The sequence below is a fragment of the Streptomyces sp. NRRL S-87 genome, assembly GCF_000719335.1.
Classification (GTDB): Bacteria; Actinomycetota; Actinomycetes; order Streptomycetales; family Streptomycetaceae; genus Streptomyces.
In genome coordinates, this window is sequence record NZ_JOGB01000029.1 from 54,488 (window position 1) to 67,898 (window position 13,411).

A 13,411-nucleotide genomic window follows, 5' to 3' on the forward strand; every position below is an offset into this window, starting at 1 on the left:
CCGCGGGGCGCCTCCCCACCCGCGAGGACGGCCGCAGCCGCCGCGAAGGACGTGACGTGACGTGAGCCAGAGCAACGAGAAGGTGGCGGTCACCCCGGCCACCCACCCCGCCCCGCCCGCCCGGTTCTCCCAGGGGGTGCGCAAGGGGAACATCCTCCAGGTCGCCGGCCAGGTCGGCTTCCTGCCCGCCGTCGAGGGACAGCCGCCCACCCCGGCCGGGCCCGACCTGCGCGCCCAGACCCTCCAGACCCTGGAGAACGTCCGCTCCGTGCTGGAGGCGGGCGGCGCGACCTGGGACGACGTGCTGATGCTCCGCGTCTACCTCACCGACACCGGCCACTTCACCGAGCTGAACGAGATCTACGACGCCTACTTCGACGAGCACCTGAAGGAGGTCCCACCCGCCCGCACCACGGTCTACGTGGGCCTGCCCGCCGGCCTGCTGGTCGAGATCGACGCCCTCGCCGTCCTGGGCTAGGACGGGCGAAGGGGGCGCCCCCCTGGCGGTGGGGCGCCCCCGGTCCGTACGGAGCCGAGCCGAGCCGCGTCGTCAGACGCAGTACGTCGACTCCTTGCCGATCGAGCGGTACATGCAGTCCGCGTTCTCCAGCAGCTGGAGCACCGCGTCCCGGTTGCGGCTCGTCTCGCGCTCGATCACCTCGTCGGGCGGGTAGAAGCCGCCGTCCCAGGACGAGGTCGGGTACATCTCGAAGGTGTAGGCGAAGATCTTCTGCGCGCCCCAGAGGTAGTCGTCGATGGACCCGTCCGTGATGTACAGGTCGCTGGACTGCTCGGGGGTGTAGCCGTTGCTCGCCGCCATCTTCCGGCCGACGGTCGCGAAGGCCTTCTGGTCGTCGGCGGTCAGGCCCGCCGCGGTGTCGGCGGTCGTCCAGCCGTACGGCCAGAGCACCAGTTCGCTGTAGGTGTGGAAGTCGATGGCGGCCGTGATCTGCTGCTTGCCGCCGATCACCCGGCTGCGCGCGAAGTCGGAGACGACCTTGACCTCGGGGGCCGACTCGGGGGCCGGACCGCGGTAGGTCTCGGAGGACTTGCTGGAGCTGGAGCCGCCGCAGCAGCCCCACTTGTAGTTCCAGTTCCGGTTCAGGTCCGTGCCCACGGCCGAGGAGCCCGAGTTGGGCTGGCGGTTCTTGCGCCACGAGCGGTAGGAGCCGGAGGCGATGTCGTACTCGCCGCCGTCGGGGTTGAGGTCCGGGATGATCCAGATCTCGCGCTCGTTGACCATCTTGGTGATGCGCGGGTCGGTGCCGTAGCCGGCGCCGAACTCGCGGAGCAGGTAGAGGGCCATCTCGACGGTCAGGTGCTCACGGGCGTGCTGGTGGTGCGTGAAGAGCACCTCCGGCTCGTTCTCGTCCGTGCCGACGTTGTCGCTGATCTTGATGGCGATCAGGTCGCGGCCCTGGTAGGACTTCCCGATCACCTGCTTGCTCATGATGGACGGGTACGCGGCCAGCCGGGTGTTGATCTCGGCGTTCATCTCCGCGTAGTTGTGGTAGCTCGCGTCCGAGGTCGGGAAGTCGAACGGAGTGGGCTTGACGCCCGTGCCGCTGCGGTTCCCCGGCCCCGGCAGGGCCTTGAGGACGTAGCCGAGCCGGCGCAGGTGCCGCGCCTGCGCCGTGTCGGCGCTGACGACGACCGAATGGGCGTCGACCTCGTCGATCGCGACCCCGGTCCGGGCGATCTTCGTCCGGTCCGCGACGGTCGAGGGTCCGTGGATCTCGTACTGGACGATCGCCTCGTCCTGCGTCGCGGTGGAAGGGGCGGGTGACGGGGAGGCGCTGGCGCTCACGCCGACGGCGGGTGCGCCGAGCGCGAGCGCGAGAAGGGCCGCGAGGGTGGCGGCCTTCCTGGGGCGTAGCCGCATTGAGATCTCCTGGGGTCGGAGGTGTGGGGGTGGCTCCGTGCGGACGCGCACAGCGTGCGCTCATGACATGGACCGGTCAAGAGTCGTAGTTCGGCCAAAGTTCGCGGCCGTCGCCGGACCGTCCGGAAGCCGTACGCGCATGTCCGCAAGTCGTACACCGCCCCACCCCCTCCCCCCGGGCGCGGCATGCCCGGGATGCCCCTTACGGCAGACCGTCCGCTACGGGAAGTCAGGACCGTTGGCTACGGCAGGCCGTGGACCTTCGGGCCCACCGAGCCGGACCACGCGTTGCCGGCCTTCGCGTCCCAGTTGGTCGACCACGTCATCGCCCCGCGCAGCCCCGGGTAGGTCCTGCTCGGCTTGAACGAACCGCAGCCGGCGCCCCGCGCCAGGCAGTCGAGGGCGCTGTTGACGACGGACGGGGAGACGTACCCGCTGCCCGCACCGCTCGGCGAGGCCGGCAGCCCGAGGCCGACCTGCGAGGGGGCGAGGCCGCCCTCCAGCTGGATGCAGGCGAGCGCGGTCAGGAAGTCCACCGAGCCCTGGGAGTACACCTTGCCGTCGCAGCCGAGCATCGAGCCGGAGTTGTAGTACTGCATGTTGACGACGGTGAGGATGTCCTTGATGTTGAGCGCGGTCTTGAAGTACGCGTTCGACGTGGACTGCATGTCGATGGTCTGCGGCGCCATGGTGAGGACCAGGCCCGGGCCGGCCTTCTGCGACAGCGCGCGCAGCGCCTGGGTCATGTAGGTGGCGTCGAGGCCGTTCTCCAGGTCGATGTCGATGCCGCTGAAGCCGTACTCCCGCATCAGCGCGTACGCCGAGTTCGCCAGGTTCGTCGCGGAGGCCGAGTCGTTGACCGTGATGGTGCCCTTCTCGCCGCCGACGGAGAGGACGACGGACTTGCCGGCCGCCTTCTTCGCGGCGATGTCGGCCTTGAACTGGGCGGCCGTGTAGCCGCCCAGGCCCGCCGAGTCGAGGTTGAAGGAGATGGCGCCGGGCGTGGTGGTGGCGTCGGCGAAGGCGACCGCGATGATGTCGTACTGCGCCTGGACGTCCGAGAGCTTCTGGACGGTGGCGCCGTTGTTGAAGTTCTGCCAGTAGCCGGTCAGGGCGTGCTTGGGCACCGAGGGGTTCGGGCCCGGGTCGGTGCCGCCGCCGGCGGTCGTGGTGGCGGTGACCGGCGCGGACCGCGGACCCTCGCCGGCGGCGTTGTACGCGCTCACGCCGAAGGAGTACGAGGTCGAGGCGGCGAGCCCGGTGATCGTGGCGGCGGTGGCGCCGGCGACCGTCCTGACCCGGACGCCGTCCTGGTAGACGTAGTAGCCGCTCGCCCCGGAGACCGCGCTCCAGGAGAGGTCGACGGAGGAGCTGGTGGCGCCCGCGGCGGACAGGCCGGCCGGGGCGCCGGGGACCGTCGGGCCGGGGTCCGTGCCGCCGCCGCCGTCCGGGCCGAAGACGCTGAACTCGTCGGCGAGGTAGGCGGGCTGGCCGTACCAGCCGTGGGTGTAGACGGTGACCTGGGTGGTGTTCGCACCGGTGGTGAAGGTGGTGGACAGCTTCTGCCACGCGCCGGTGCCGCCCGGGGTCCAGGTGGAGGCGTCGGAGGTGCCGGTGCCGGTGGCGCCGAGGTAGACGTAGCTGCCCTGGACCCACGCGCTGAGCGTGTAGGTGGAGTTCGGCCTGACCGTCACGGTCTGGGAGCACCTGGCGTTGTCCTGGCCGGAGGGGGTGGCCTTGAGGGCGGCCGCGCCGGCGTGCACGGGCGCGGCGACGGTGCTGCCGCTGCCGGCGCTGCACGACCAGTTGGCGAGGCCGTTCTCGTAGCCGCCGTTGCGGGCGACGTCGACGTCGGCGGCGTACGCGGTGCCGGCGGCGGCGACGGCGAGGGCTCCGGTCAGGGCCGCGGTGGCGGTCAGCGCACCGGCGCAGAGCAGGGCGGAGGGACGGATGCGGTTCACGAAGGCTCCGTGGGGGGAGGCGGATTCGAGTGGGGGCGCCCGCCCCCAAGTTGGTCCAGACCAATCCCGCTGTCAAGGCTTCGCGCAGCCGAAGGTTTCGGCCAACTCTGGTCAGAGGTCGGACAACAGGAAGCCGCAAGGCCCTGCCTTCCCAGGTGGCACGCGGATAAGGTGCTCCGCAGGAGGGACGAGCAGTGATCGTCCGTGGACGCGCAGTGAGCGCGCGCCCGCGGCGAACGGGGTGAATGGGGGATTCACGTGCCGACCGCCATCGCAGTGACCAGCCTCGACCTGGTGCTGCCCGCCCCCGACCGGCACACGCCCCCGGCCGCCGCCCTCCAGGCTCCCGAGGGCGCCGGACTGGAGGCCTCGCTGGCCGAGATGACGGGCTTGCTCGAACGCCACGGGTACGTCGTGGCGCTCGTACCGTCCTCCCTTCCGGTGGCCTTCGTCCGGCGCCTGCACACCGTTCGGGCGATCCTGGAAAGTGACCGGATCGCGCTGCTCGACATCGATCTGCCGCCGCTCGGGACCGCGCTGCTGGCCCGTCAGCTGCGCCAGCTCTCCGTCACCGACTTCAGCCCGGGCGTCCTGGCCTCCGCGGCCCGCCTGCTCGCCCACTACGTCTACGCCGGCGCCCTGCTCGGGTCGGTGGCCCGGCTGGACCGGGTCCCGGTCAGCCTGAAGACGCACGCGCGGTCGTGGGTGCCCGGCTCGCAGTTCGCGGTCATGGCCAATCCCGCGCCCTACCTGGCCCGGTTGGGCTCGGAGCGGGCAGGGGGCGGTGGTAGGTCCGCGGGTGGTGGCAGGTCGGGGGGTGGTGGCACATCCGCGGGTGGTGGCAGGTCCGCGGGTGGTGGCAGGTCCGGGGGTGGTGGCAGGTCCGGGGGTGCCGGGCGGTCGGTGGTCGCCAGGTCGTCGGTGGGGGCGGGGCTGCCGCCCGGGCCGGACTTCGCTACGCAGCTCACCTTCGCGCGCGGCCAGCTCGCCTCCGACTGGGTGGCCTCCGACCTCGCCCCCGCCTGGCAGGTGCAGGGCGTCCTCGAGAGCCCGCTGCCGGCGGACTCCGCCCGCTGGTGGGGGACCGGCCGGCTGGTCGAGTTCGCCGCGGGCATCCCCGACATCGCCGTGCTGTACCAGCTGGTCGCCTCGGTGCGCCGGGCCCAGTGCCACTGGTGCGGCCTCGAACTCATCGGCGACCGCTGCGGGTTCTGCGCGGCGCCGCTGGGGAAGGCGGCGGCGTGAGCGGCCGGGCGGCCGACCGGCGGGGACGGCCGGGCCGGCCGGGCGGCGGGGGCGGCTGGGGCAGATGGGGCGGTGGGGGCGGCTGGGCGGTGGGGGCGGCTGAGGCGGCTGGCGCGGCTGAGCAGCTGACCGGTCTGCGGACGACGACGTAGAGGGCGCGCACCACCCCGCACACGTGCGGCACGACCACGACGAACAGGGACAAGGACGAGGTAGGTAGCCCGGCTCATGAACTCACGCCAGCGACGCGGTGTCATCCTGCTCCTGCTGTCCGTCCTGTGCGCCCTGGGTGCCTTCTTCGGGGTCCTCTCCGTCATCGCCGACGTGAACTCCAAGGTCGGCCCCGAGGTCGTGGCGTACCGCGTGAAGGGCGACATAGCACCGTACACGGAGCTCGGCCCCGCCGACTTCGAGAAGATCAAGATCCCGAAGCGCTGGCTGCCGGACAACTCCGTGACGGACCTGGCCGAGGTCCGCGGGAAGACGGTGCTCACCACGCTCAAGGCCGGCTCGCTGCTCCAGGACGACATGTTCGTCGACCGGCCCGAGCTCAAGCCCGGCGAGCAGGAGATCTCCGTCAAGGTCGACGCCGAGCCGGGCGTGGCCGGGAAGATCCGCCCCGGTGACCGGGTCACGGTCATCGCGACCTTCAAGGGCAAGAAGGACGGCGCCGACGTCTCCAAGATCATGGTGGCCGACGCGCGCGTCCTGGACGTCGGCAAGGCCACCGTCGTCGAGCGGGGCGCCGCCCCCCGCAGTCCCTCCGAGGCCGTCCCCGTCACGTTCGCGCTCGAACCGAAGGACGTCCAGCGCGTCGTGTACGCCGACACCTTCGCGGAGCACCTGCGCCTCGCCCTGGTCGTGCCCGGCAGCACCACTTCCCTGAGCCCCGGCGACCGTACGTACACCCTCGAAGGGGACAAGTGAGGCCCGGATGACCACGCGAATCCTGCCCGCGGTCGGCGACCCGGACGCCACCCGCTCCATCACCACCCTCCTGAGCCAGCTGCCGGCCGCCGAGCCCGGCCCGCCCGTGACCGACTCCACCACCCTCCTCGACACCCTGGCCCGGCTGGCCGCCGAATCCCTCGACGAACTGCCCGAGGTGGTCCTCGTCCACGAGCGGATCGGACCGGTGCCGGCGCTGGAGCTGATCCGCGAGGTCGCGCTGCGCTTCCCGGCCGTCGGCGTCGTCCTCATCACCGCCGACGCGAGCCCGGGGCTGTTCTCCGCAGCCATGGACTCCGGCGCGCGCGGCCTGATCGGGCTGCCGCTGTCGTACGAGGAGCTCGCCGCCCGCGTCCAGGCGGCTGCCCAGTGGTCCGCGGGCGTCCGGCGGCACCTGGGGCGCGGCGGCGACGTGTTCACCGGCCCCGGCGGGCAGGTCGTCACCGTCACCGGCGCCAAGGGCGGGGTCGGCGCCACCCTCACGGCCGTCCAGCTCGCCCTGGCGGCGGCCGCGTCGGGGCGGCGTACCGCGCTGGTGGACATGGACCTCCAGGCCGGCGACGTGGCCTCGTACCTGGACGTGCAGTTCCGGCGCTCGATGGCGGACCTGGCCGGCATCCAGGACATCTCGCCGCGGGTACTCCAGGACGCCGTCTACGACCACCGCACCGGCCTCGCGCTGCTCCTGGCACCGGCGGAGGGCGAACGCGGCGAGGAGGTCACCGACCGGGCGGCCCGGCAGATCGTCAGTGCGATGCGCAACCGGTACGAGCTCGTCGTCATCGACTGCGGCACCCACCTCGACGGGGCGAACGCGGCCGCCGTCGAGATGGCCGACACGGCCGTGCTGGTCACCACCCCGGACGTGGTCGCGGTCCGGGCGGCCAAGCGGATGGTGCGGATGTGGGAGCGGCTGCAGGTGCGCAAGGCCGAGGAGACCACGGTGATCGTCAACCGCCACACCAAGAACACCGAGATCCAGCCCGCGCTGATAGAGAAGATCACCAAGACCCGGGTGGCCCGCATCGCGGTTCCCGCGGCCTTCAAGGAGCTCCAGGGCGTCGTCGACGCGGGCCGCGTCCAGGACCTCGACAACCGGTCGACGGTCAAGCAGGCCCTGTGGGGGCTGGCGGGGGAACTCGGGTTGACGAAGGGGCCGGAGGAGGACGGTGCCGGTGCCGGGCCTGCGGCTGGTTCGCGGGGGCGGGCGAAGGCACTGGCGTTGCGGGGTGGGGGCGGGGACCGCGGGTCGATCGGGGTGTGGAGGCGGCGGGGTGGGTCCGGGTCTGGGTCCGGGTCGGGGTCGCGGTCGGGTGCGGGGTCGCCGGCGGGGGAGGGCTGAGGGGTGGGTTCGGGGTGGGGTGCGGGTGCGGGCGCCGGTGTGGGTGCGGGCTGGGGTTCAGGTGCGGGTGCGGGTGTGTGCCTCTACCGGCCGCCCCGTGGTGTGTGGGGGAGGTGCTTGACGCGGCACGGCCTGCAGGCCCTGCGGCAGGCCCACCCCAGGGGCAAGGGGCTTCGCCCTGGCCTGCGGCCACCCCTGGCCCGGGCCTGCCTCCGGACCAGCCTGCCGGCGGCACTCCCTCGAGCCGTTGACCGGGGTCTCTGCCAACGGGGCGGCCTGGCAGGGGGCTTCGGAGGGCGCCGGCCCCTGGAACGGGCGGGGGGAGCGGTGGACGCGGCTGCGGAGGGAGGACCGCGGGCAGACCGCGATCGAGTTCCTCGGGGTCTGGCCGTTCATCCTGATGCTCCTGCTGATGGGCTGGCAGTGCATCGCCATCGGGTACGCCTTCAGCCTCGCCGGGGACGCCGCCGACAAGGCGGCCCGCTCGGGGGCCGTGCACGGCCCGGGCGCGTGCTCGGCCGGGGGGCAGGTCGGTGGTTCGTGGATCACCAGCACGTCGTGCGAGGACGTGGGCGGTGTCGTCCGGGCGACCGTCCGCATGAAGGTCCCCGTGCTCAGCCCCGGCCTGTTCAACCTGCCGATGACCATCGAGGCCAGCGCGGGCGCGCGGAAGGAGACGGACGACTGACATGTGCGCACACCAGGAACGTCGTCCCCGCCCCGCGCGGGTGCGGGGCGGCCGCACGCCGCGGGGCGCTGTCCGGCGCCACGACCGGGGGCAGGCCGCGCTCGAGACGCTCGGGTTCGTGCCGTTCCTGCTGCTCATCGCGCTGGCCGCGATCCAGCTCGGGATGGCGGCCTACTGCGCCCAGCAGGCCAGTACGGCCGCCCGGGCCGCCGCGCGTTCGGAGGCCACCCAAGCCGGCTACGGCGACGTGGCGGGGCACGCGGCCGTCAGCGGCTGGGTCTCGGCGCGGCTGACGGTCTCCGGGTGCGGTGGTGGGGACGCGGTGTCCTGCACGGCCTCGGTCTCCGTGCCCTCGATCATCCCGGGCCTGAGCTTCGGCCCCGCCACCCGTACGGCCACCATGCCCAACGACAACGGGACCAACTGATGAGCCTGCGCTCCCGCGTCAGCCACCCCGAGGACCGGCACAGCGCCCGCGAGGACGGCCACCTGGTCGCCTCCTACCGCGCGAAGCTGCTGGAGGAGATCGACCTCGCGGAGATGTCCGCGCTGGCCCCCGCAGAGCGGCGGGCCCGGCTGGAACGCGTCCTCGGCCACATCATCAGCCGCGAGGGCCCGGTGCTCTCGACGGTCGAGCGCTCGCAGCTGATCCGCCGCGTCGTCGACGAGGCCCTGGGCCTGGGCATCCTGGAGCCGCTGCTGGAGGACGCCTCCATCTCGGAGATCATGGTCAACGGGCCCGACCACATCTACGTGGAGCGCGGCGGCCGCGTCGAGCAGTTGCCCATGCGCTTCGCCTCGCACGAGCAGCTGATGCAGACCATCGAGCGCATCGTGTCCACCGTCAACCGCCGTGTGGACGAGGCCAATCCGATGGTCGACGCCCGCCTGCCCAGCGGCGAGCGCGTCAACGTCATCATCCCGCCGCTGTCGCTGACCGGGGCCACGCTCACCATCCGCCGCTTCCCCCGGGCGTACACCCTGCACGAGCTCCTCGGCCTCGGCTCCCTCGACGAGCAGATGCTGCTGCTCCTCGCGGGCCTCGTGCAGGCCAAGATGAACGTGATCGTCTCCGGAGCCACCGGCACCGGCAAGACCACGCTCCTCAACGCCCTCTCCGGTCTGATCCCGGACGGCGAGCGCATCATCACCATCGAGGACTCCGCCGAGCTCCAGCTCCAGCAGTCCCACGTCATCCGGCTGGAGTCCCGCCCCCCGAACGTCGAGGGCAAGGGCCACATCACCATCCGCGACCTCGTCCGCAACTCCCTGCGCATGCGCCCCGACCGCATCATCGTCGGCGAGGTCCGCGGCGGCGAGACGCTCGACATGCTCCAGGCCATGTCCACCGGTCACGACGGCTCGCTCGCCACCGTCCACGCCAACAGCGCCGAGGACGCGCTCATGCGCCTGCAGACGCTGGCCTCGATGTCCGAGGTCGAGGTGCCCTTCGTCGCCCTCCAGGACCAGATCAACAGCGCCGTCGACGTGGTCGTCCAGCTCACCCGCCATCCCGACGGCGCCCGTCGCATCACCGAGATCGCCATCCTCGACTCGCACGGCCGCGAGCCCTTCCGCATCACGTCCGTGTGCCGCTTCCACGCCCAGCCCATGGCGTCCGACGGCCGGGTGTACGGCCACTTCGAGTACTACCCGCTGCCGCGCCGCATCGCCGACCGCCTCTACATGAACAACCAGCCGGTCCCGCAGGCCTTCGGGGTCGCGGTCACGGACGACCAGCTCGCCACGCGGGTCGCCCGCTAGTCCGCACTCGTGACTCCGTACCCCGTACCCCTGACCCCGCACTCCTGACCCCGTACCCCGTACCCCGTACCCCGTACCCCTGACTCCTGCCGACTGCTCCTCCCCCCTCCCCGTCCCGTCGTCGTCAGCCCCGTCAACCGCCTCAGCTCCGCACAGGAAGCCGGACCACCCATGAACAAGCTCGTGCTCATCACGATCGGCGTGACCCTGCTGGGCTGCGTCCTCGTGGTCATGGGCGTGCACGCCTACTCCAAGGGCCGGGCCGAGCGGGCCGCGCTGATCGACCGGCTCACGGTGGCCGGCCCGTACGAGACCGCCGGCCGCCGGCGGCGCTTCCGGGGGCTGGACCGGCGCCTCCGCGGGACCGCCCTCGGGCGCCGGCTGGAGCGCAAGCTCGCCGTCACCGGCCTCGACGTGACGCCCGGCGAGTTCTTCGTCTACGCGGTCGCGGGCCTGGCCGCCGTCTGGCTGGTCGCCTCCGCCGCGCTTGCCAGCTTCTTCGGTCCGGTCGCCGCCCTGATCGGCCTGTGGGGCGCCAACGCCTTCCTCAACTGGCAGCGTGCCAAGCGGATAGAGAAGTTCATCAACCAGCTCCCCGAGCTCTCCCGGATCCTCGCCAACGCCGCCCAGGCCGGCCTGGCGCTCCGTACCGCCATCGGCCTGGCGGCGGAGGAGCTGGAGGCACCGGCGGGGGAGGAGCTGGCCCGGGTGACCGACCGGCTGGCCGTCGGCGCCTCCATCGACGAGGCCCTCGGCGAGCTGGCCGAGCGGCTGCCCTCGCGCGAGCTCGTCGTCCTCGTCACCACGCTCGTGCTGTCCAACCGCGCGGGCGGCGCGATCGTGGGCTCCCTGCGCAACCTGACGACCACCCTGGAGGAGCGCAAGGAGACCCGGCGCGAGGTCCGCACGCAGCTCTCCCAGGTCACGGTCACGGCGTACGCGGTCCCGGTCTTCGGCGTCGGGTCGCTGCTGCTCGTGGACGCCGTGATGCCGGGCGCGCTGGACCGGATGACCGGGGCGTTCGTCGGCCAGATGGCGGTGATCGTCTCCATCGCGCTCTACACGGTCGGCTTCGTCCTCATCCGTCGCATGTCCAAGATCGACGTCTGAGGCGGGAGGGACACACGACATGACCGCCCTGCTCCTCGCCCTGGCCGCCGCGCTGTGCGTGGTCGGCGCGTTCCACGGCATCCGCATGTACCGGGCGGAGGTCAAGCTCCCTTCCGATCTGGAGCTGGCCCTGGAGGTCGGTGCCACCCGCACCACCGCCGTGGGCTCCGCCGTCGACCGGCTCGGCATCCGCTGGGCCCCGGCCGTGCTGCGCCTGATGGGGGCGAAGCGGGTCGCCCGCAAGCGCCGCCAGATCGACATGGCCGGCAACCCCAACGGTCTGACCATCGACCGGTACGCCGCCCGGCGCGCGGTCTACGGCTTCCTGGGCGCGCTCGGCGCGGCCGCGATGCTCCTGCGCGGCCAGGTCGTCTTCGCGTTGCTGATGGTGGCCTTCGGGCTGTTCTGGATCGAGGTGGGCCTGTGGTCCGCGATCCGGGTCCGGCGGGACGACATCGAGCGCACGCTGCCCGACTTCCTGGACGTCCTGGCCGTCGTGGTCAGCGCGGGACTGGGCTTCCGGCAGGCCCTGGAGCGGGTGGCCGACAAGTACCAGGGACCCTGGTCGGACGAGGTGCGCATCACGCTGCGGCAGATGGACATGGGCGTCAGCCGCCGCCAGGCCTTCGACGAGCTGCGCCGGCGCAACGACTCCGAGCAGGTGGCCCAGTTCGTCACCGCCCTGCAGCAGGGCGAGGAGCTCGGCTCGCCGATCGTCGAGACGCTCATCCAGATCGCCGACGACATGCGGCGCACCGACGCCCAGATGGCCCGCCGCCGGGCCGCCCGCGCCGTCCCGAAGGCCACGTTCGCCGTGACCACCTTCCTGCTGCCGGGCACCCTGATCCTGCTGGTCTGCGGGTTCGTCTACGGCGCGGACATCGACTTCGACTCCTTCCTCGCGGGATGAGGGGGGAGCGGGCGACGTGGGCGGTGCGGGTGGTGTGGCCGGTGTGGGTGTGGGCGTGGGTGTGGGCGTGGGCGCGGGCCTGGGTGTTGGTGGTGCGGCGATGACCTTCCGGAGGGCCGAGGGGAGGGGGGCTTCCGGTGCGGGGACGGCGTCCGGTCCGGGGGCGGCCTCGGGCTCGGGGACCACCTCCGGAGCGGCGTACCCCAGCGGTGGGGCCGCTCCCGCCCTCCAGTTGGGCGGGCCGCTGCGCGAGGCGGTCGCGGTCGGCGGGCCGCTGGCCGCGGGCCAGGTCCGGCAGGACCCGGCCCCGGCGCTGCCGCTCCAGGTCAACGCGCTCCAGGCGCTGTGCCGGCAGGTCTTCGGCTTCCGGCTGGCGATGATCGCCCTCGGCACCCCGTTCGCCCTGGGCCGGGCGGCGCCGGGCGCGGCGACGTGGCTGGTGGCGGGGTCGGTGCTGGTCACGTTCATGGGCTCGTACGTCCTCTTCCGCGACTGGGAGCGGTTCGGCCCGTACCTGCTCCGGCACCGCTGGGTGCTCGCCGTGGACATGCTCCTCGGCAGCCTGCTGCTCATCTCCGCCACCCCCGAGTCGCCGCTCGGCTTCGTGACCGTGTGCACGCCCCTGCTGGCCGGCCTGGTGTACGGGTGGCGCGGCTCGGCCCTCTACGCGGCCGCCCAGGCGGTGATCGTCGCGGCGGTGTTCAAGGCCGAACCCGCCGTCCGCGGCTCGGTGACCGGCATGGTGACGCTGGCCTGCCTGTGCCTGGTGGCCGGCGCGGTGGGGGTCGCCCTGCGCAACCTCCTCTTCCGCTTCGGCGCCGCGAGCCAGGCCCTGACCGAGACCCGGGCCCGGCTCGCCGTGACCGAGGCCATCGGGGCCGAACGCGCCCGGCTGGCACGGGAGATGCACGACTCGGTCGCCAAGACCCTGCACGGCCTGGCCCTCGCCGCGGACGGCCTGGCCGCCTCCGCCTCCGCCTCCGCCGCGCCCCTTGACCCGCAGGTCCTGCAGCAGCAGGCCGAACTCGTGGCACGCTCCGCCCGCCGCGCCGCCGCCGAGTCCCGCGAGCTCCTGGCGGACCTGCGCCGCGAGGACCCGTCGACCGCCGGTGTCGACCTCGCCGCGGAACTGGACGCCCGGGTACGCGACTTCGCCGCCCGTACCGGCATCCCCACCGACTTCCGCCCGACCGGAGCTGGCGCACTCCCCCCGATCCCGCGTCCCGTGGCGCGCGAGATCCTCACCGTCACCGCCGAGGCCCTGGAGAACGCCCACCGCCACGCCGAACCCCGGCAGGTGGTGGTCGAGGCGGGCGTCGTCGAGGGCCTGCTCCGCGTCGGCGTCCTGGACGACGGCCGCGGCCTGCCCCCCGGCACCACCCTCGAAGCCCTCCGCACGGCCGGCCACTTCGGCCTGGTCGGCATGGTCGAGCGCGCCGCTGCCATAGGCGCGCGCATCCGCATCGGGCGCGGCCGCACCGCCTCCGGCACCGAGGTGCGCCTGGACCTGCCCGTGGCGGCGTTCACCCGTGCCGACCCGTGAAATCCGTGTACCCAACCC

At 72.9% G+C, this 13,411-nt stretch carries 12 protein-coding genes; 10 read left to right on the top strand and 2 right to left on the bottom strand.

Annotated features, from left to right (window positions below; all coding sequences use genetic code 11):
* Window positions 1–61 precede the first annotated feature (61 nt).
* Window positions 62–478, top strand: a complete 417-nt coding sequence (locus IF43_RS0119720) for a RidA family protein (protein WP_030202135.1) — start codon at window positions 62–64, stop codon at window positions 476–478.
* Window positions 479–550: 72 nt separating this feature from the next.
* On the opposite strand, the gene IF43_RS0119725 is transcribed toward IF43_RS0119720, so the two are convergent.
* Together IF43_RS0119725 and IF43_RS0119730 are read right to left on the bottom strand one after the other, a co-directional pair.
* A complete protein-coding gene (locus tag IF43_RS0119725; protein ID WP_030202136.1) occupies window positions 551–1,882 on the bottom strand; it encodes a M14 family metallopeptidase in 1,332 nt (443 codons plus the stop codon).
* A 242-nt stretch (window positions 1,883–2,124) separates the two neighbouring features.
* Window positions 2,125–3,843 carry a chitinase gene (locus IF43_RS0119730; protein WP_030202139.1) on the bottom strand — a complete coding sequence of 573 codons (1,719 nt, stop codon included), beginning with the start codon at window positions 3,841–3,843 and terminating at the stop codon, window positions 2,125–2,127.
* Between the two features lie 258 nt (window positions 3,844–4,101).
* On the opposite strand from IF43_RS0119730, the gene IF43_RS36610 reads away from it, so the two are divergent.
* The 9 genes from IF43_RS36610 to IF43_RS0119775 all read left to right on the top strand — a co-directional run bounded on the left by IF43_RS36610 (window position 4,102) and on the right by IF43_RS0119775 (window position 13,393).
* On the top strand, window positions 4,102–5,088 hold the full coding sequence (locus IF43_RS36610; protein ID WP_037889198.1) for a hypothetical protein: 987 nt from the start codon (window positions 4,102–4,104) through the stop codon (window positions 5,086–5,088).
* A gap of 228 nt (window positions 5,089–5,316) precedes the next feature.
* Entirely contained in the window at window positions 5,317–6,015 is a 699-nt protein-coding gene (gene cpaB / locus IF43_RS0119740; RefSeq protein ID WP_030202144.1) for a Flp pilus assembly protein CpaB, read from the top strand.
* A 7-nt stretch (window positions 6,016–6,022) separates the two neighbouring features.
* Entirely contained in the window at window positions 6,023–7,378 is a 1,356-nt protein-coding gene (locus tag IF43_RS0119745) for an AAA family ATPase (protein ID WP_051795653.1), read from the top strand.
* A gap of 247 nt (window positions 7,379–7,625) precedes the next feature.
* Window positions 7,626–8,066: a TadE/TadG family type IV pilus assembly protein gene (locus tag IF43_RS0119750; protein ID WP_234332333.1), complete on the top strand. Its 441-nt coding sequence runs from the start codon at window positions 7,626–7,628 to the stop codon at window positions 8,064–8,066.
* Window position 8,067: 1 nt separating this feature from the next.
* A complete protein-coding gene (locus IF43_RS0119755) occupies window positions 8,068–8,493 on the top strand; it encodes a TadE/TadG family type IV pilus assembly protein (protein ID WP_078910293.1) in 426 nt (141 codons plus the stop codon).
* Window positions 8,493–9,830 (top strand): CpaF family protein, encoded by a 1,338-nt coding sequence (locus tag IF43_RS0119760; RefSeq protein ID WP_030202152.1) that lies wholly within the window; start codon window positions 8,493–8,495, stop codon window positions 9,828–9,830. The genes IF43_RS0119755 and IF43_RS0119760 overlap by 1 nt, the downstream gene beginning before the upstream one ends.
* 171 nt (window positions 9,831–10,001) lie before the next feature.
* Window positions 10,002–10,940, top strand: coding sequence for a type II secretion system F family protein (locus tag IF43_RS0119765; protein WP_030202155.1), 939 nt, complete (start codon window positions 10,002–10,004; stop codon window positions 10,938–10,940).
* 19 nt (window positions 10,941–10,959) lie between these two features.
* Window positions 10,960–11,850: a DUF5936 domain-containing protein gene (locus tag IF43_RS0119770; protein WP_030202158.1), complete on the top strand. Its 891-nt coding sequence runs from the start codon at window positions 10,960–10,962 to the stop codon at window positions 11,848–11,850.
* A gap of 100 nt (window positions 11,851–11,950) precedes the next feature.
* Entirely contained in the window at window positions 11,951–13,393 is a 1,443-nt protein-coding gene (locus IF43_RS0119775; RefSeq protein WP_030202160.1) for a sensor histidine kinase, read from the top strand.
* The last annotated feature ends 18 nt before the right edge of the window (window positions 13,394–13,411 follow it).